This window comes from Pseudomonas sp. rhizo25 (assembly GCF_031931935.1).
Classification (GTDB): domain Bacteria; phylum Pseudomonadota; class Gammaproteobacteria; order Pseudomonadales; family Pseudomonadaceae; genus Aquipseudomonas; species Aquipseudomonas synxantha.
On record NZ_JAUJXA010000011.1, the window covers coordinates 111598 to 129998 of the forward strand.

The 18401-nt window shown below is 56.1% G+C and carries 19 protein-coding genes, 1 tRNA gene and 1 pseudogene; 2 read left to right on the forward strand and 19 right to left on the reverse strand.

Annotated elements, in window-relative coordinates; genetic code table 11:
• Positions 1 to 284 precede the first annotated feature (284 nt).
• Complete coding sequence (locus QZR30_RS21535; protein ID WP_046069307.1) at positions 285 to 1673, forward strand: lipid II-degrading bacteriocin; 1389 nt, start codon at positions 285 to 287, stop codon at positions 1671 to 1673.
• An 80-nt stretch (positions 1674 to 1753) separates the two neighbouring features.
• Positions 1754 to 2308 carry a hypothetical protein gene (locus QZR30_RS21540; RefSeq protein WP_056847623.1) on the forward strand — a complete coding sequence of 185 codons (555 nt, stop codon included), beginning with the start codon at positions 1754 to 1756 and terminating at the stop codon, positions 2306 to 2308.
• A gap of 110 nt (positions 2309 to 2418) precedes the next feature.
• Here the strand turns inward: QZR30_RS21540 and QZR30_RS21545 are convergent, their stop codons facing one another.
• The 19 genes and pseudogenes from QZR30_RS21545 to QZR30_RS21635 all read right to left on the reverse strand — a co-directional run bounded on the left by QZR30_RS21545 (position 2419) and on the right by QZR30_RS21635 (position 18344).
• Positions 2419 to 3297 carry a PoNe immunity protein domain-containing protein gene (locus QZR30_RS21545; protein WP_311904108.1) on the reverse strand — a complete coding sequence of 293 codons (879 nt, stop codon included), beginning with the start codon at positions 3295 to 3297 and terminating at the stop codon, positions 2419 to 2421.
• A gap of 92 nt (positions 3298 to 3389) precedes the next feature.
• Positions 3390 to 3989 (reverse strand): hypothetical protein, encoded by a 600-nt coding sequence (locus QZR30_RS21550; RefSeq protein ID WP_311904109.1) that lies wholly within the window; start codon positions 3987 to 3989, stop codon positions 3390 to 3392.
• A 13-nt stretch (positions 3990 to 4002) separates the two neighbouring features.
• Complete coding sequence (locus QZR30_RS21555) at positions 4003 to 4587, reverse strand: papain-like cysteine protease family protein (RefSeq protein WP_005790869.1); 585 nt, start codon at positions 4585 to 4587, stop codon at positions 4003 to 4005.
• Between the two features lie 288 nt (positions 4588 to 4875).
• Positions 4876 to 6477 (reverse strand): annotated as a pseudogene (locus QZR30_RS21560) (autotransporter outer membrane beta-barrel domain-containing protein); the annotation flags it as partial.
• Between the two features lie 117 nt (positions 6478 to 6594).
• Positions 6595 to 7092, reverse strand: coding sequence for a GNAT family N-acetyltransferase (locus tag QZR30_RS21565; protein WP_046069311.1), 498 nt, complete (start codon positions 7090 to 7092; stop codon positions 6595 to 6597).
• A gap of 73 nt (positions 7093 to 7165) precedes the next feature.
• On the reverse strand, positions 7166 to 8293 hold the full coding sequence (locus QZR30_RS21570) for a DUF418 domain-containing protein (RefSeq protein ID WP_158528906.1): 1128 nt from the start codon (positions 8291 to 8293) through the stop codon (positions 7166 to 7168).
• Between the two features lie 323 nt (positions 8294 to 8616).
• Positions 8617 to 8692 (reverse strand) — tRNA-Lys (locus tag QZR30_RS21575).
• A gap of 123 nt (positions 8693 to 8815) precedes the next feature.
• Entirely contained in the window at positions 8816 to 9463 is a 648-nt protein-coding gene (gene queE, locus QZR30_RS21580) for a 7-carboxy-7-deazaguanine synthase QueE (RefSeq protein ID WP_046069313.1), read from the reverse strand.
• Between the two features lie 165 nt (positions 9464 to 9628).
• Positions 9629 to 10459, reverse strand: coding sequence for a tol-pal system protein YbgF (gene ybgF / locus QZR30_RS21585; RefSeq protein WP_046069314.1), 831 nt, complete (start codon positions 10457 to 10459; stop codon positions 9629 to 9631).
• A gap of 6 nt (positions 10460 to 10465) precedes the next feature.
• Positions 10466 to 10966: a peptidoglycan-associated lipoprotein Pal gene (gene pal, locus QZR30_RS21590; RefSeq protein ID WP_003193861.1), complete on the reverse strand. Its 501-nt coding sequence runs from the start codon at positions 10964 to 10966 to the stop codon at positions 10466 to 10468.
• Positions 10967 to 11021: 55 nt separating this feature from the next.
• Entirely contained in the window at positions 11022 to 12302 is a 1281-nt protein-coding gene (tolB, locus tag QZR30_RS21595; RefSeq protein ID WP_034115766.1) for a Tol-Pal system beta propeller repeat protein TolB, read from the reverse strand.
• 17 nt (positions 12303 to 12319) lie between these two features.
• A complete protein-coding gene (gene tolA / locus QZR30_RS21600; protein ID WP_003193863.1) occupies positions 12320 to 13393 on the reverse strand; it encodes a cell envelope integrity protein TolA in 1074 nt (357 codons plus the stop codon).
• Complete coding sequence (gene tolR, locus QZR30_RS21605; RefSeq protein WP_161793227.1) at positions 13393 to 13845, reverse strand: protein TolR; 453 nt, start codon at positions 13843 to 13845, stop codon at positions 13393 to 13395. The genes tolA and tolR overlap by 1 nt, the downstream gene beginning before the upstream one ends.
• 23 nt (positions 13846 to 13868) lie before the next feature.
• Positions 13869 to 14564, reverse strand: coding sequence for a protein TolQ (tolQ, locus tag QZR30_RS21610; protein WP_043049112.1), 696 nt, complete (start codon positions 14562 to 14564; stop codon positions 13869 to 13871).
• 1 nt (position 14565) lies between these two features.
• Positions 14566 to 15021, reverse strand: coding sequence for a tol-pal system-associated acyl-CoA thioesterase (ybgC, locus tag QZR30_RS21615; RefSeq protein ID WP_005790903.1), 456 nt, complete (start codon positions 15019 to 15021; stop codon positions 14566 to 14568).
• A gap of 140 nt (positions 15022 to 15161) precedes the next feature.
• Positions 15162 to 16220 (reverse strand): Holliday junction branch migration DNA helicase RuvB, encoded by a 1059-nt coding sequence (ruvB, locus tag QZR30_RS21620; protein WP_017529216.1) that lies wholly within the window; start codon positions 16218 to 16220, stop codon positions 15162 to 15164.
• A complete protein-coding gene (gene ruvA / locus QZR30_RS21625) occupies positions 16221 to 16832 on the reverse strand; it encodes a Holliday junction branch migration protein RuvA (protein ID WP_046069316.1) in 612 nt (203 codons plus the stop codon).
• Positions 16833 to 16900: 68 nt separating this feature from the next.
• Entirely contained in the window at positions 16901 to 17425 is a 525-nt protein-coding gene (gene ruvC, locus QZR30_RS21630) for a crossover junction endodeoxyribonuclease RuvC (protein WP_032862494.1), read from the reverse strand.
• A gap of 172 nt (positions 17426 to 17597) precedes the next feature.
• Positions 17598 to 18344 carry a YebC/PmpR family DNA-binding transcriptional regulator gene (locus QZR30_RS21635; protein WP_043051417.1) on the reverse strand — a complete coding sequence of 249 codons (747 nt, stop codon included), beginning with the start codon at positions 18342 to 18344 and terminating at the stop codon, positions 17598 to 17600.
• Positions 18345 to 18401 lie beyond the last annotated feature (57 nt).

Consider the following 18401-nt stretch of genomic DNA (forward strand, 5'->3'; position numbering starts at 1 on the left):
TGTCGGCAATTGCAGGAAGAGGCTGTGAGCATCATATCGTTTCTCCTTTTTAGGGCAGACCGCCAGGAGCCTCCGGCGCGTCTTGAGTGCAGAAACAACCCGCACACCAGAAAAATGCACAAATGCATATTTTCGCCTTGAAAATTTTACTGTACGGATACACAGTACCAACAGGCCTCATCTTATGCCGATTCATCGCTACCGACGAGCAGCGCGGCGAGGCCGAGCCAGAGGGGTAATTCCCAACAATTGACCGAAATATATATCGATAAGGATATCGACTCATGACTATCGTTCTTCCACCCATCGTCGTCACTGCCACCGAGCCCGGTTACCCGGCAAATCCTGGAGGCCTGCCGTTTCCCGCGCCGAACCCGGCAGTTGTGTTCCAAGGGCAGATGCTGGAACGCTTTGCTTATTATCGCCAGGGGTTGTGGCGCGAGATGCTAATCAAAATCGCCAACGAACAGGTCACCTGGGGAATGACAGGTGGGCCAGCGCCAGGGATCGTCCATGATTTGCAATCGGTGCCGTTTGCAGATAGCTACCTTTACTTTAATCCGGGCCTGACTTCTGGCCATGGTTTGAATTACGCCCAGCAATATTTCCAATCAGGTGGCGTAACCTCCTCTCCAGGCCTCTCGGGCGGCGACCTGACTCCGGTCGCAGCCGTTGGGCACTTCCTTTACGGCAAAGGTACTCCAACCGAAACCTCAATCAACTTATTCGGGCTGAACTCACCGAGTATCTCAAGCGCTGTGTTCAATGATGTTCTAGCCTCAGCGCCAATTGGAACGTCGCCGATTTCCATTGGCAACATTCCTTTTACGCCAGATGCCACGTCCTGGCAGCTTGCAACGTGGATAGACAATCTTTCCCTGACCTTGCAAGGCACCCTCAATAAGGCTCAGGACGGTAGTTATCAATTTAACGGCTCCGTATCCGCCGCCAACCACACCTACGATTCGATGCCTGCCGGTTTCAAAGCAGCCATCGGCGAAGCGGCTGCAAATACGCTTCAAAGCGTATTTGACGCTCATGGCGCTATGCCCTTTGAGGTCGTGATCAAAGGCGAAACCGCAGTTACCGTTACCAAAGAGCTCACACCCGATGAAAAGGCTGCCTATACAGACGCTGTCAGCTTCGTATCGACTGCCAATGAACAAATGCTTCAAAAATATGGTGCCAACTTGAGCAAAGTTGCCCAAGACATGCAAGCTGAGATCTCTGGCAAGAAAATCAGAAGTTATGCAGAAGCAATGGCGACCTTTGAGAAAATCAGCGCCAACCCCGCTATGAAACTGAATGCGTTGGACACACAAGCAGTGGTCGATGCGCTGAATGCACTGGATAAGGCGACCTTTGCGGATAACATCACCCGTTTGGGCAAAGCATTCGGCGTGGTCGGTAAAGTCGTACAAGCAGAAGCCATCCGCGAGAAAACCGTCTCCGGTTTTCAAACCGGCGACTGGAAGCCTCTGATGCTTGAACTTGAAGCGATGGCAGTCGGCACAGGTGCTGGAATTTTGCTCGCCACCAGCATGGCGTTCTTCTTTCCTGTTTTTGCGTCGGCTGCCGCTGGAGTCGTCGTGGTGGCCTTGATGATGGCAGCCACCGCTGCGTATTTTGATGCAGCCAAAGTCGATGAGATCAACAACCTGATTCTTAACTAAAACAAAGGATCCGGGCGAGCCGAGTCTCGTCCGGACCCAGCGTGTTAGCATTAAAAATCGTACAACAGGATTTCCGAGCAATGAACAAGTCAATCAAACAGTGCATACCTCTGCCCTATTTATTCATTGCAATGACCATGGCACCTATATTTTTCATAGCTTTTTTGTTTCCTGCAAAGGCCACATCCGCGCCCTATACAAATATTGAAAGCTTCATAAACACCTACCTGCTCGGCGTGGTAGGGTTTTGGTCGTCTAACTTCCCTTTCAGCTCCACAGTCATAACAAACTACATTGGCTTGCTCGGACCGATATTTGCGGTGATCTTTTTCTTGAAGGTCCGCAAGGGGATGATCATCGATGCCGATCAATATGCAAACATGACCATCAGCAAATATCTGTTCGGCTTGATAGTTTTATCGAGCTTTATCTATATGATCGTATCCGTGAGCTATTTTTACCCGCATGATCTGGCGGCTCACAACTTGAAATGGCGATTGTTTGGCACACACATATTCACATATGCAACATTCTCTTCGGGCGTGCTATTTATCATTTACTTTATTACCTTGATTTCATACTTCTCTTTATTATACATACCGAGACTTTTAATAAAAAAGAATAAACAGCACTAGCTTCACGCCTTATAGCAATATGACGGATAAAAGGATATTTAGTCCCGAAACAGGTGTAAGCCTATTTCGGATTGGAGACCATATCCCCTTCTCCCACTGCCACACCAATACTAGTGCCCTTTGCTGTCTTTACGGCTTTTCAGCCCCAGCAACCGCCCCCACCACCCAGACTCGGCACTTGAATTAGGTGTTGGTATCACTTTCTCATTGGGATGTAGCAAATCACCCGGATAGTGCTCGTGCCCAATGCAATCGCTGTCCTCAAGCCCAAATACTTTCACGGCGGCGACCGCCTCAAAACACCAGCGGCCGAAGTAGCTTCCCATCTCAAGTGGGTGCATTACCGGATCACCATAAATGTACCACCACGGTTGCTGTTTACCGCGCCGGTTCAGCTCTGGATACCAATGCTCCACGAACGCCAGCAGTAGAGTTGCTTGCTGCGCCTGTTGCGCATCAATTGCCTTGAGCAGTCTCGCATATGGCTTGGCGTGTAGCAGCTTCTCCCCAATTTCCCGCTCTGGTTGGCGGTACGCAATGATCCGATCCAGCAGAATATCCTGCCCCCCATCACCTATTAACGCAACCAATCGAAGCCACTGCTCATCGGGAATTTCCAGAGCAAGCGCTAGCCCCACCAACCAGAAACAATAGATGTAATGGTTTAAATCGGTCAGTTCGAAGGTCCAGTCTCGGCAAGTCTTAAGATAATTTTCAGCGCATATTTTGTCGGACTCTCGGTTGGAAATTTCCCATGCATCCAGAACGCCGGGGAAGAATGTTGCAATCGTCGTAATATTTCCGCCACTCGAGTAGCCCCGTATAGCCGCACGCAAATTATCTTTGGCAAAGTCGAATGTAAATTGCGCTCTATATACGGGATTAGCCGAAGGCTCCGACAGAATCTTGCCGGCACGCTCAATCCATTGCAGATCTTTTGCCTCATGATCATCCCAATACTGCTTATTTCCCCAAGGTGCACGAATCATGGAAAAACTCCATTCAACGCCGCCTTTTTACAGGCGGCGCCTTTATTTACAAGGCAAACCCGGACAGTGTCCGGTGATTACCTAAGGGTTGATCAACTGCCCAACAGTCCACTGGTGTCCGCCTCGAAGCGCTTGCGGGCCTGATCAGCCGCCGGTTTGAGCTGCATGAGCAGCGCCGCCTCACTGTACAACTGAGTGACCGCCAGTTCCTTGGGGGTCGGCTCAATCGGGATCAGCACATCTTCGCTGTCTGCGTGCAGCCAGATTGCCACAACGTGCAATGCCGAGATGAACAGCACTCGCAGCTCAACGGTTTTACCTTGCAATTGCGCGGACTGTTCCGCCATTTTCAGCGCATCCACCGTCGCCGCAGCCAGGGGCCCATGGTTGAGCGAAGCGAACTCGACATGCCCGCCTAGGTCGGCCAATTGCGCATCCGCAATCGTCACACCATCGGCAAACACCAAGTAATGCCAATCGCCGACCTCAGCGTCTTTCAGGCCTTTACCGTGAGTCAAATCCTCGAGGGTGAGCGAGTACCCACGATAGGCCTCGCTCAGCCTGATGTTGCCCGGTGCGGCGGCCGCGAATGAGTGATTGCGTCCCAGGCCCTGGGTTTGCAGCGCGGCTTGCAACGCCGGACGCAGTGTCTGTACGCCGTTTGAGGGCGCCTTTGGATAAATCAGTTGCATGATGCAGCCCTCCTCAGTTTTTTACGGTGAAGTAAGTGTTGGTCCAATTGCCGCCGCCGTTGTACGAACCGGGGAACGCGTTCAACGCACGGGTCGAGTAACCGTAGATCGAATCTGCGATCAACAAGTAGTTGCCGTTGGTCCCATAGATCACCAAAAAGTGCGCACCGCCACCGTACCAGGCACAACGCAAACCGATGGGGCGGCCCCTGTTGATCTGGTTCTGGATGGCCGACATCTGCAACGAGCCTTGATTCATGCCGTTGTAGCTGCGCGTGGTTCGTAAGGCGGAATCCAGATAGCCGTAGACGTTGCACGGTCCAGGTTGGTTGCAGCAGTTGCGGTCAAGCTCGCTGCTGGCTACACCGCACTGGGTCCAGGACCCGGTGCCATAGTAGTTGCCGACCGAGGCAGAGAGCGCCGCCCAGCACCAATTGCTCTGGGTTTGTCTCTGCATGCTGAAATTGAGACTGGCGGCAGCCATTGCTTGGGGCTGTGCAGCCGCTTTGACTTCGACCAGTTGCGGATCGAGCAGATGGCCGACCAGGCAATTGGGCGGTGTGTCGCCGGTGAGTCGGGTTGTTTCAGTGGATAACATTTTTCAATCCTCCATGAATGAAAACCAGCGTCCTGCTGGTAAGCGCGTAGCGGTGTTGCTGAGCTATGGACGTTCAAGGTGGCCCATATTTGATGGGGGCGTTGCGATCTGGCTCGGGGTAACCCTAGGCGTTAATATGCATATACGCAAATATTCAAATGCATTGGCGCATATTTTTGATGAATGCGTGTGGTTTGTCTGGCGGGGTGAGCCTCAAAAATGGGGAACCAAATAAATCCGTCCCCTTTTCTTCTGGGGCTCGCAAAGAGCCCCTGTTTGCGTTTAACCCTAAAACGCGTAACGCGCCTTGACCATCACGCCATCAGCATCAAACCCGCTACGCGCCTGGCGGGTATAGCTGGCGCCCACCGTCAGCGCCGACACCTGATAATTCAGGCCCAGGCTGGCTTCGTAACTGTCACGTGCGACCGAAGCGCCAGTGACGGTAAACGCCGAACCACCCAGCACAAAACTGGAGGTTTGCGCCACGCGGTCGCCCATCAGGTCGTGATAAGCCATCAAGGTCGCTTCCGGTTGCAGGCTGCCAGTGGCCAACGGGAAGTTGCCAGCCAAGCGCACACCCGCACCCAACTCGCCCACTTCATAGCGTTGCGAGCCGGTGCTCAGCGCCGCTGAAGAGCCCTTCTCGGTAAAGCTGTCCATGCGCACGTTGGAATAACGCGCCGCCACTCTCGGCTCTATCACGGCAGCATCCGACAGCTTGAAGCTGTAGCCGCCCAATACGCTGGCCGACAACACATTGCTGTCGTAGCTGCCCTTGGCGGTAGTGCCCGCCACACGACGCTTGCTGTCATTGTCGTTATGGCCATAGCTCAGGCTGCCGTCGACGAACCAGTTCTGCAGCGACCAGTTGCCGTACAACGACAGCGCATGGCCCTGCACGTCGGTCTTGGTGCCCAGGTCCGAATGGATGTTGGAATTGAGGTAGCTGTAAGCCACACCCACCGTGGTGCTGTCGTTCAACCGACCATCCACCCCCACCGCCATGCCGCTGCTGTTGGCCGAATAGCCGTTATCGCCGCTGTGGCCATCCTGATCCATGTTGCTGCTCAAGCCTTGCAACCACACACTCACGGCTTCACGATTATCACGCTGGCCCGAGAGGCGATCGGCCGAGTAACTGAGCAGATCCAGCAACGAAGAGGTACTGGACAGGCCGTTGTTCTGCACACTGCTGGCTTGCAACAAGGTGTACTCCGTGCCGCTTGGCACGGCGGTGAAATCACCTGGGTTGGCGCTCAAGGTCACTTTCGATGCCTGGGCAAAATTTGCCGCACCATTGACAGTCAGGTACGGCGTGGTCGGTACCACGCTATTGGCCAGGCGCATATCAATGCCTGCACCGCTGGCGACGTTGAGGTCGCCCGTAAGCACGGTGCCTGGGGCCGTCAGGTTCAAGGAACCCGAGTTGATAGACACCGGCGCGATGATGCGATTACCGGAAAAATCAGCCTGGCCCGCGATGTTCATCGCGCTGACATCGAGCACATCACCGACGATTTTGCCGCCGGTCCAGTTCAGGACGGCGCGGCTGGCTGCGTCGATGGCGATACCGGCGTTGCTGCGAATCTCACCGGCTTGCTGGTTGATTTCGAAGACGGAGGTTTGCTCAGCCGCGTCGACAGAAATCGCCGTGCCATCGGCGGTGATCGTGCCGCGGTTGATGATGCCACGGGAGCCGGTGGCTGTTTTGGGTGAAGGTGGCGCTCAGGAGATCGACCGCTTTGGCGTTGGTGCCTTTGGCTTCGAGGGTGCCGGTGTTGAGGATGGAGTCGACGGTGCCTGCATAAAAAACAATACGGAAGCATCTGTGCCGTTCACAGACAGCAGGCCACTGTTTTCGATGCGAAGTGCGCCCGTGGTGGTTTCAAAAATGGACAAATTAAGGCTGCTCTTGAACGTCAATCAGCATCTGATCGCAGCTGGCACCGCGTCGGTGGGGCAGGCCAGACTCCAGGCAAAAAAACCCGGCCTCATGTTCAGGGATCAACTTGCGAACTTGAGTACCGCCTCAAGTTCATCTTCATCGTCACCATAGGTGCCCCCGGTCAGTTCAAAGCCCATGCGCTTATAAAAAGGTTCTGGGCTGCCCTCTCCTACTCCGTATCCTACGCGAATCTCCTTAAAGCCCCGATAGCTCAACTCATAGGTAAGAAGCTCGATTGCCTTCTTGCCATATCCCATTTTCTGATAGGGACCAGCGATCATAAAACGCCAAAGAAATACGCCAGGGTAATAAATGCCCTCATCGTGATCGGCGCCAATATGCAGCATGATAAAACCAATCAAGGTTTCATCTGCGTAGATTGCTCGAAACCAAGCGTTCTCAGAGAAGTGTGCTTCTGCAATCGAAGCGCCGTTGTCTGCAATCATACTTCTCTGAGCCGCTGAAAGCGTCTCACTGAGCATGCATACATCCCACACTGTCGCAGAAGTTATTCGGCGAAAGGAAACACTTGAATCTCGGGTAGGTAGATCATTCATGATGTACTCCAGTATTTAAATATTTGAATATTGCTCAGCGAAATCAAAGAAAACTTATATTTGTAAAGATCGGTCAGGCCCTCTGCTCTTTACCCCCGTTACGCTGAGGGCCATAGGTGATTAACCGCAAAATTTTTTCTAAAGGGGCCTGGCCCGCATACTTGGCTATCAAGCCAGTGAGGGTCATCGAGATGAGCGCTATGCCTACAGCAAGTGGTATCAACGCGAGATTGCCAAGCTCACCGAAGAAGCCAAGCCCATACCCACCGAAAAACACACCTGCAATGAGCCCTTGAAGGACATAGGCAGTGAGAGAGTTTCGGCCTGCTGCAATCAGAACATCTGGCAAGTTTATCCATGTGCTGTATCGCAATAGCACGTTGATGTAGACAGCTGACATTAAAGGAGCGCCTACTGCGAAAGATAAAAGCCCCATTAGCTCTACAAGATCACCTTCTTTAGGCGCTAGCGCGAAAGCGAGATTTGTCAGGACTGCTTGTAACAGCAATAAAGGGGTAATACGCGTGAGTTGTTTTTGCCCTCGACTCCCAGGCTCAAAAAAACCTGCTTTCGCAGCCGCCAGGCCCAAGAGGATTGCACCAAAGGCTAATGGCCCTTGAAATAGAATTAGAAAACCGAACGTTCCTGGCCATTCGGAAATCCTTGTAAGCGTGGATCCTACAAAGTTGTAATCCAACGCATGATTAACAGGTGTAGTCGGGTAGATCGAAAGAAGAACCGCCAGGACAACTAAGGTTATAAGCTCTAAACCGACCATGGACATCGCCGTTCTTATAAGCGTGCGAGGTGCACAGTTCCGAAATGGCCAAAGTAAACATCCAAGAAATGCATAGAGCAACAATATATCACCGGGAAAAACCAGAACCGCATGCAGGCAGCCAAAGATCGCTAAACCGATGAGCCTTCTGAAATAGCGCCCTTTGAATTGCACACCGGCCCTCGCCGCAGATTGGATTTGAATATGCACGCCCCAGCCAAAAATGAATGAGAAAATCAGGAAAAACTTCCCTTGGAACAAGAACTCGATCAAGAACGCCGCGACGCGGTCACCGTGGGCATCGGGAATGCCGATTGCCTGCGCCGGCGGCAGCGCAAGAAACGGCAGGTTAACTACGCAGATACCGATCAGGGCGGCGGTACGGATCAGGTCAACTGACGTGTTCCTGAGTGGCTTGTTCATCGTCGTCATCGTCTTGTGAATTTATTGAGCGACTGCTCAAAACAATGATATTGAGCAGTCGCTCAATTCGTCAAGCGATTTAATGGTGAGATCGGAGAGAGGGGTAAGGGGCTACACGCGGCGACAGCTAGAATGGTCACCGAGCGCGCAGGAATGGAAACCGGTGGGCTTTAAAAAAATGATGTGAAGCGCTGACGGCTGCATATCAGACATGCGCGGCGATTTTTCTGCAAACTTGCAGCTTCGCCCTCAATTCACAGGCAAAAAAAAACCCGGAAATCCTCACTTACGTGGGCCTTCCGGATTTTCTAAACCGCCAAAAATGGTGGGTCGTGTGGGATTCGAACCTACGACCAATTGGTTAAAAGCCAACTGCTCTACCAACTGAGCTAACGACCCGCTGTGTTGTGGCGCGTATAATACTGATTTCTAAGGATTATTCAACACCTTATTTGAAATAAATCAGAAAAAACGCATTTGAACGGTAATTCGGCCGGTAGAACGCCTCTCGCAGCCGCCTGATCAACGCCCCGGCTCGTCGTTCCACAGGTACTTATGCAGCTGCAATTGCAGGCGCACCGGCAGGTTGTCTGCCACGACCCAGTCAGCCAGGTCGCGAGCGTTGAGGTCGTGGTGGCTGGGCGAGAACAGCACCTCGCCCGCACGACGATCCAGGCCGTATTGGATCAGCTTGGAGCTGGCCCAGTCATAATCGTCACGGGAACAGATCACGAACTTGACCTGATCATTGGCCGTCAGCAGGTCCATGTTTGCGTACAGGTTGCGATGCGCTTCCTTGGAGCCTGGCGTCTTGAGGTCGACCACCCGGCTTACACGCGGATCAACAGCGGAAATGTCCAGGGCGCCACTGGTTTCCAGTGAGACCTCGTAACCGGCGTCACACAACTGCTTGAGCAAGGGAATGGCATTGGGTTGCGCCAGCGGCTCACCGCCCGTCACACAGACGTAGCGCGGCCGGTAACTGGCAACCTGTTCCAGGATGTCGTCGAGGGTGCGCACAGTGCCGCCACTGAAGGCGTAGGCGCTGTCACAGTATTGGCAACGCAATGGGCAGCCGGTCAACCGCACAAATACAGTGGGCAGGCCGGCAGTGCGCGTTTCACCCTGCAACGAGTAAAAGACTTCGGTAATACGTAATGTGTCTTGCATAGTCGCCACGGGCGTAACAGCTAAACAGGCTGTCCGCCTCCGTCAGGCACTTCAAGGGATTGCGCCAACGCGCCAACCCCAGGAAGCGTATTTCATAAAAGGGCGTGGATTCTAACGAAAAAACCCGCGCCAGGCGCGGGTTTCTTCTCAACGGGAAAGATGCGCTTACAAGCGCTGCAGATCCCGCTGGGCCAACTGGGCGGCGGACGTCCCCGGATATTGGGCAACCACCTGTTGCAGAATGCCTTTGACCTTGTCGGTATGACCCAGGCGGCGTTCTACGTCAGCAAGCTTGTACAGCGAATCCGGCACCTTGGCGTGCTTGGGGTACAACTGGCTGACCTTGGCAAAAGCCTGGCCTGCCCCCTGCAAATCGCCCTTTGCCAGGTTGACCTCGCCCAACCAGTACTGGGCATTGCCCGCGTACTGGCTGTTGGGGTACTTGCGCAGGAATGCGGTAAAGGCCTGGCTGGCCTTATCGAAATCCTTGGCCTTGATCAGGTCGAAGGCTGCATCGTAATACAGCTTTTCCTTCGCTGGATCACCCGGTTCGCTGCTGGCGGCAGGGGCAGCCGCGGCGGCCCCAGCTGCTGCGCCACCGGCGGCAGCGCTTGGCGCGCCACCGGTAGAAGAATTATCAGGAGTAGCGGCAGGTGCAACACCGGCTCCAATACGACGATCAAGATCCTGGTATCGCTCCAGGCCTTCTTGCTTGAGCTGGTTCACCTGATTCTGCAGCACTTCAATGGCGCCTTGTTGCTGCGACAATTGATCCTGCATGCGTTGCAGTTGGTTGAACAGCTCGCCCTGTGCCGAGGGAGCGGACGTAGCCGCTCCCCCAGCATAGGCGCCGTTCGTGCCATAACCCGCTGGCGGATAACTGCTCCCGCTATTGTTATAGCCTGAGTTGCTATCCGTTACAGGAACCGCAGCCCACACCGCAAGCGGTGCGAGGCTGAGAGCCAATACAGTTAGAGCACGACGGCACGTTCGCATGACGAATTACTTACGCAGTTCGACGCGACGGTTCTGAGCCCACGACTGCTCGTCGTTGCCAGTTGCAACTGGACGCTCTTTACCGTAGGAAACCAGTTCCAGTTGGCCTGGAGCAACACCTTGCAGTACCAGGTAGCGCTGAACGGCTTTCGCACGACGCTCGCCCAGTGCCATGTTGTACTCACGAGTACCACGGGCGTCAGTGTTACCTTCCAGAACAACGCGAGCGCCGTTAGCTTTCAGGTCCTTGGCGTGAACGTCCAGAGCGCGCATGGCTTCTGGCTTCAGGTCCGAACTGTCGTATTCGAAGTAGAAAGTGGTGATAGCGCGCAGAGCAGCTTCTTCGCTCAGGGAGCCGTCAACTGCACCAGTGTTAGCGCCGTAACCAGCGTTTGGATCAACAGCAGCGCCTTCACCGGCATTGTCGCCGCCTTTAGAGGAGCAACCAACGGCTACGGACAGAGCCAGAGCCAGAGCAGCAAACTTACCAAACTTCAGCATTTCCATCGTGAAACTCCTAATGAACCCCAGTGTGTTAAGTACTTCTTTTTGTAGCGCCGCGTCAGTTCAGGTAAGGGGACCAGGATGGTTCTCTGACTTCGCCTTGTGCGGTAGGAAGCGGGAGCCTTACGCGTCCGTTAATGGACACGAGCATCAAGACTCCCCGGCCCTGCTGGCGGGTGGCGTAGATTACCATGGTGCCGTTGGGCGCAACAGTGGCTGACTCATCAAGGTTGGTATCTGTAAGGATTTTCACGGTTCCGCGCTGCAAATCCTGGGCCGCAACCCGGAAATTAGTGAAACCATCCTGACGGTGAATCATCACCAACGTCTTTTCATCGGCCGAAAGCTTAGGGTTGGCGTTGTAGTTACCGATAAAGGTCACACGCTCAGCACCCCCACCGTTCACGTTTGCCTTGTAGACCTGAGGCTTGCCGCCACGGTCGGAGGTGAAATAGATGGTGGAACCATCTTTACCCCAGAACGGTTCGGTGTTGATACCCGGGCCGCTGGTCACGCGACTCAGTTGGCGCGAGGCCATGTTCATCACGTAGATATCCGGGTTGCCGTCCTTGGACAGTACGAAAGCCAGGCGCGAACCATCCGGCGACCAGGCCGGGGCACCGTTGAGGCCTTCAAAGTTGGTGATCTGCTCACGGCGGCCGGTATCGATGTGCTGGACGAAGATACGCGGACGGCGCTGTTCGAACGATACATAAGCGATACGCTTGCCGTCCGGCGCAAAGCGCGGCGACAGGATCGGCTCACGGGACTGCAGCAACGTCACTGCACGTGCACCGTCGTAGTCCGAGCGTTGCAAGGTGTAGCGGGTGTTGTCCACCGAGAAACGCTCAGCCGTTACATACAGCAGGCGTGTCGAGAAAGCGCCCTTGATGCCGGTGAGTTTTTCAAACGACTGGTCCGAGATGTAGTGGGCCATGTCGCGCAGTTGCTCGGCGGTACCCGATACGCTGCCGGTCAGGACCTGCTGCTCGGTAGCCACGTTGAACAAGGTGTACTGGATCTGCAGGCGACCGCCGGCCGGCGTGATGTTGCCGACCATCAGGTACTGCGCGCCCACGGCTTTCCAGTCACGGAACACGACTTCGCTGGCCTGGTTGGGCTGGCTGATCATGTTGCCTTTGGGAATCGGCGCGTAGTAACCGGAGTTACGCAGGTCGTCGCTGACGATCTGGGCCATGTCGTCCGGCAGCACGCTGCCGCCCTGCCAACCGAAGGGTACGACGGCGATCGGGGTGGCCCGATCGCTGCCGCTGGTTACCAGGATGTTCTTTTCATCCGCCGCCGCTATCCCTGCCATACAGCAAATAACGACAAGCATTCCTCGAAGAAGGTTTCTCACAAGGCTAGATCCTCAGGTGTGAATGTCATCTTGAATGAACGATAGGGAGCGAAGTCACTTGGTTTCATTCCCTGCATCTCGGTCAACCGGCCAATATTCTTGACCGCGGCAACCGCCGAACTGTCGAACGAACCGTCACCACTGGACTTGGCCACGCTGACCGAAGTCACCGTACCGTCCGGCAACATGCCGATCTGCAGCACTACTGTCATGCCTTTACGTGCCGAAGGTGGACGTGTCCAGCCTTCCGCTGCCCGCGCCCGAATCAGGTCGTCGAAACTGCCCGCGACTTCATCACCACGCTCATCGGCCAAGGCTTGCTGACGCTGCGGCGTGTCGGAAAGCAAATCTGCCAGGGCCTGGGCCTTTTTCTCTTCGGCGGATTTGCGTGCTGCTTCCTGGGCCTTCTTCTTGGAGGCGTCGGCGGCAGCTTTCTTCTTCGCTTCGTCGGCGACTTTCTTTTTCGCCTCGTCTGCTTCAGCTTTTTTCTTGGCGTCTTCGGCGGCTTTCTTCTTCGCGTCTTCGACTATCTTTTTCTTGGCTTCTTCAGCGGCCTTCTTCTTGGCCTCTTCCTCGGCAGCCTTCTTGGCTTCTTCTTCAGATTTCTTCTTGGCTATATCAGCCAGTTGTTTCTCTTCGGCCTTTTTCGCTTCGGCAGCTTTCTCGGCTTTCTTGGCTTCATCAGCCTTTTTCGCCTCGTCAGCTTTCTTGGCTTCGTCAGCCTTTTTCGATTCCTCGGCCTTTTGAGCCGCCTCTTCTTTCTTTTGTTCCGCAGCAGCCTTCACCGCTTCCTGCTCGACCTTCTTCTGTTCCATCTGCTCGACTTCAGTCTGGCGCGCAGCCGACTTCTGGGCCTCACCCGCAATCTTCTGATTGGTCTGGGTGGTGGCCTGGCTTTTCGATTTCAGCTGATACAGGGTCGCCTGCACGATCGGCTTGGCTGGCGGCAGGTCCGGGGTCATGGCGAAGCTGACGAACAGCATGCCGAACACCAGTACGTGCAGGGCAATCGCCCACACGCCAGGCCAGAAGTAGCTTTCCGAGGCGGACGGCTCTCGCTGTTGCTGCATCAGGGCGCCTCGGTAATCAAGCCAACGTTACCGACGCCGGCCTTCTGCAGCCCGCCCATGGCGCCCATGACGGAACCGTAGTCGACCGATTTGTCGCCGCGGATGAACACCTGGGTGTGCTTGCCGCCTTCGTTGCCGGAGCGAATGATCTTGGTCACCGCATCGGTCATCGCCGGCAAGGTCAGGGCCTTGTCCTGCTGCTTCTGGGTGTCGACTTCGCTGCCAAGGTTCCAGTAGTAGGTCTTGTCAGCCTTGATCGAAATGGTCAGGACCTGAGTGTTGTTGTCCTGCGGCAAGGCTTCACTGGAAACCTTGGGCAGATCAACCTTCACGCCCTGGTTGAGCATCGGCGCGGTCACCATGAAGATCACCAGCAGCACCAGCATCACGTCGATGTAGGGCACTACGTTCATCTCGGCGACCGGCTTGCGCTTTTTGCGAGCTCGAGCGATTAAAGCCATTGGGAATTACCTGCTTATTCTTCGCTGGTGTGCACTTTACGGTGCAGGATCGCCTGGAATTCATCGGCGAAGGTGTAGTAACGGCCGATCAAGGTTTCGCTGGTTGCAGCAAAACGGTTGTAGGCGATTACTGCGGGGATCGCGGCGAACAGGCCGATCGCGGTGGCGATCAGGGCTTCGGCAATACCCGGGGCCACGGTGGCCAATGTGGCTTGCTGGGCCTGGGCCAGGCCGCGGAAGGAGTTCATGATCCCCCACACGGTACCGAACAGGCCGATATACGGGCTGACGGAACCTACGGTGGCGAGGTACGGCAGGCCTTGCTCGAGCTTTTCTTCCTCACGGGAGATGGCCACGCGCATGGCACGGGCCACACCTTCCATCACGGCTTCCGGGTCAACCCCAGGCTGCTGGCGCAGACGCGAGAATTCCTTGAAGCCGGCGCGGAAAATCTGCTCGACACCCGAATCCGGGTCCGGGTTGCTGCCGGCCTGGCGGTACAGCTTGGACAGATCGATACCCGACCAGAAGCGCTCTTCAAAGCTCTCCAGGGCACGTCGACCGGCGCGCAGCATATTGCTGCGCTGAAAAATCATGACCCAAGAGGTAACCGATGCGGCTACCAGGGTCAGCATGACCAGTTGAACCACGACACTGGCATTGCTGACCAGGCTCCACATGGAGGAATGGTCGACGACGGTAGGTTCCACGCTAAATCTCCTGCTTTGATTGTTGACCCGCGCCGCTCACGGCAGCAAAGGCCGCACGTAGAGTTTCGGGAATGGCCCGAGGTTTCAAGCTGTTGGTGCGCACACACGCCACCAGGAACTGCCCCTCGCAGAGCAGCGTTGCATCCGTAGCCCGCCTGACCTGCTGTTTGAAGCGCAGGCTGGCACGGTTCAATTCGATGACTTCAGCGCTGACCAGCAACTCGTCGTCCAGTCGCGCCGGTGCGTGGTAACGCGCCTCGCTGGAATGCACGACAAATAACAGGTCCTCCCCTGCCAGCGTGGATTGGGCAAAGCCCAGCTCCCGTAGCCGCTCGGTGCGAGCCCGCTCCATGAACTTGAGGTAGTTGACGTAATACACGATGCCGCCGGCATCGGTGTCCTCGTAATAAACGCGACAGCGATGTGCGAACGACTGATCCCCGTTTTGCGCGCGCATACTCTAGTGCTTACTCCTCAGGTTGCCAATTGGCTGGGCAACTGTTTTTTCAATGCCTGACAACATTTTCCACTGCCTGAATGACGACACCAGACACTGGGACAGCACAAACTTCAGATAAATCGTCTGGCGTGACCTTTTTAATCGTCCACTGCATCGAGGAATTCGTCTACAGCAGGCATCTCCCCCAATCGTGACGGAATATTTAACCCGAAGTGCAGGTAAGCGTGGCGCGTGACCACCCTGCCCCGCGGCGTCCGCATGATGTAGCCCTGCTGGATCAGATATGGCTCCAGCACATCCTCGATGGTATGGCGCTCTTCACTGATGGCCGCGGCCAGGCTGTCCACGCCAACCGGGCCACCGTCGAATTTCTCGATCATGGTCAAGAGCAGGCGCCGGTCCTGGTGATCGAAGCCATGTTCGTCCACGTCCAGCAGGTTCAATGCCAGGTCCGCCACCGCCTTGGTGATATGGCCCTTGGCACGCACCTCGGCAAAGTCGCGCACCCGACGCAGCAAGCGGTTGGCAATCCGTGGCGTACCGCGGGCGCGGCGGGCGATTTCAAACGCGCCTTCCGGGTCCAGGGGCAAGCCCAGGATGCTCGCCGAACGGCTGACGATGGTCGCAAGGTCGGCAGTGCTATAGAACTCTAGACGTTGAACAATGCCGAAACGGTCTCGCAACGGGTTGGTCAGCATGCCCGCGCGGGTGGTCGCCCCGACCAGGGTGAACGGTGGCAGATCCAGCTTGATCGAACGGGCCGCCGGGCCTTCGCCAATCATGATGTCGAGCTGGAAATCCTCCATCGCCGGGTACAGTACTTCCTCGACAATCGGCGACAATCGATGGATCTCGTCGATAAACAGCACATCGTGAGGTTCAAGATTGGTCAACAGCGCCGCCAGGTCGCCAGGACGCTCCAGCACCGGGCCGGAGGTGGACTTGATCGACACGCCCATTTCCTGGGCGATGATATTGGCCAGGGTGGTCTTGCCCAACCCCGGCGGGCCGAAGATCAAGGTGTGGTCCAGGGATTCACTACGCCCGCGCGCAGCCTGGATGAACAGCTCCATCTGCTCGCGCACGGTAGGCTGGCCGATGTAGTCGGCCAGGCTCAGGGGGCGGATGGCCCGGTCCTGGACTTCTTCACGGTCACGCGGGCCGGTGGCCGCGATCAGACGATCAGCTTCAATCACTTAAATCATTCCCTTCAGGGCTCGGCGGATCATGTCTTCGCTGCTCAGGTTCTTGTCCTTGATGGCCGATACCGCCTTGCTCGCTTCCTGGGGCTTGTAGCCCAGGGAGATCAACGCACTGACTGCATCGCTTTCGGCGCTCGCGACCTGGCCTGCCGGCATATCCGGCTGGTTCGGTACCAGGGCGAACATGTTCGGCACCACCTCCCAGGCCTTGAAGCGGTCCTTGAGTTCCACCAGCAGGCGCTCGGCGGTTTTCTTGCCCACGCCCGGCACCTTGGTCAGGGCCGAGGTGTCCTGGGCGGAAACGGCACGTACCAGCTCATCCACTTCCAGGCTCGACATCAATGCCAGGGCTAGTTTTGGCCCCACGCCATTGAGGCGAATCAGCTCGCGGAAGAAATCGCGATCACGCTTGCCGATGAAACCATAGAGCAGTTGCGCGTCTTCACGCACCACTAAATGCGTGTGCAGGGTTATCGGCTCGCCGACCGACGGCAGCCGATACAAGGTGGTCATGGGCACTTCCAGCTCATAACCCAATCCATTCACATCCAGAATCAGGTGCGGCGGCTGTTTTTCAGCCAGGGTGCCGCGCAAGCGTCCAATCACGGTTCAGATCCTTAAGGCTTGAGGGTCAGGTCAGGGCCTGACCGCAAATAACGAATGCGCTGATGCTATCAGAGACGTAGCCGCCCGCCACGACTACGTGCGGTGCCCAAGCCGTGAGGCAACAGGCTGGAGCGGGTGTGCGCATGGCAAATGGCGATGGCCAGGGCATCGGAGGCGTCGATCTGCGGTTTTGAAGTGAGCTTGAGCATGTGCATGACCATCATCTGCACCTGCTCCTTGTTCGCTGCACCAGTGCCAACGACGGCCTGCTTGACCTGGGTCGCGGTGTATTCGGCGATCTCCATGCCCTCCTCGGCCCCCGCCACGATCGCCGCGCCACGGGCCTGGCCGAGTTTCAACGCAGAGTCGGCGTTCTTGGCCATGAACACCTTTTCGATGCCCATGGTGACCGGGCCGTAAGTCTGGATGACTTCACGTACGCCGCGATAGACGATCTGCAAACGCTCGGCCAACTCGCCGGCGCCGGTGCGGATGCAACCCGAGGCCACATAGATACAGCCGCGCGGGGTGTGCTGCACCACGCCAAAACCGGTGATGCGCGAACCGGGGTCGATACCTAGGATTAAAGTCATAACGCCTGCGGTTGGGGTAAACACATTTTTTGATACACAGAGACTCTAATGTGGGAGGGGGCTTGCCCCCGATGAGGGAGTGTCAGTAAGTAAATTTGTGACTGACTCCCCGCCATCGGGAGCAAGCCCCCTCCCACACAAGCCCCTCCCACATTGGGATCTACATCGTTCTTCAGCCTAGCTGTTCAGCCACCGATTCCGGGATGTCGGCATTCGAGTAGACATTCTGCACATCATCCAGGTCTTCAAGCATATCCAGCATCTTCAACACCTTCTGCGCTCCCTCCAGGTCCAGTTCGGCACTGGTGGTCGGCAGCATCACGATTTCTGCATCGGTGCCGTTGAAACCAGCGGCTTCCAGGGCATTACGCACGGCGTAGAAGCTGGCGAACGAGGTAAACACGTCGATGGAACCGTCTTCGTTGGTAACCACGTCGTCGGCGTCCGCTTCCATTGCGGCTTCCATCAGTGCGTCTTCATCGGTGCCGGGGGCGAAGGTGATCTGCCCTTTGCGTTCGAACAGGTACGCGACCGAACCATCCGTGCCGAGGTTACCACCGCACTTGCTGAACGCATGGCGTACAGCTGCGGCGGTCCGGTTGCGGTTGTCGGTCATGCACTCGACCATCACCGCCACGCCGCCTGGGCCGTAGCCTTCGTAGGTCAACTCGACCATGTCGTCGGTATCGGCCGCACCAGCACCACGGGCCACGGCGCGGTCAATGATGTCGCGGCTCATGTTCGCGCCCAAGGCTTTGTCCAGCGCCAGGCGCAGGCGCGGGTTGGAGCCAGGATCACCGCCACCCTGGCGGGCAGCGACGGTCAGTTCGCGAATCCACTTGGTGAAGATCTTGCCCTTCTTGGCATCCTGACGCTCTTTGCGGTGCTTGATGTTCGCCCACTTGGAATGGCCAGCCATAACACAACTCCGAATTCTCTAGAAACCTTATCAATCCCGCACCAGGCAGGATTTCCT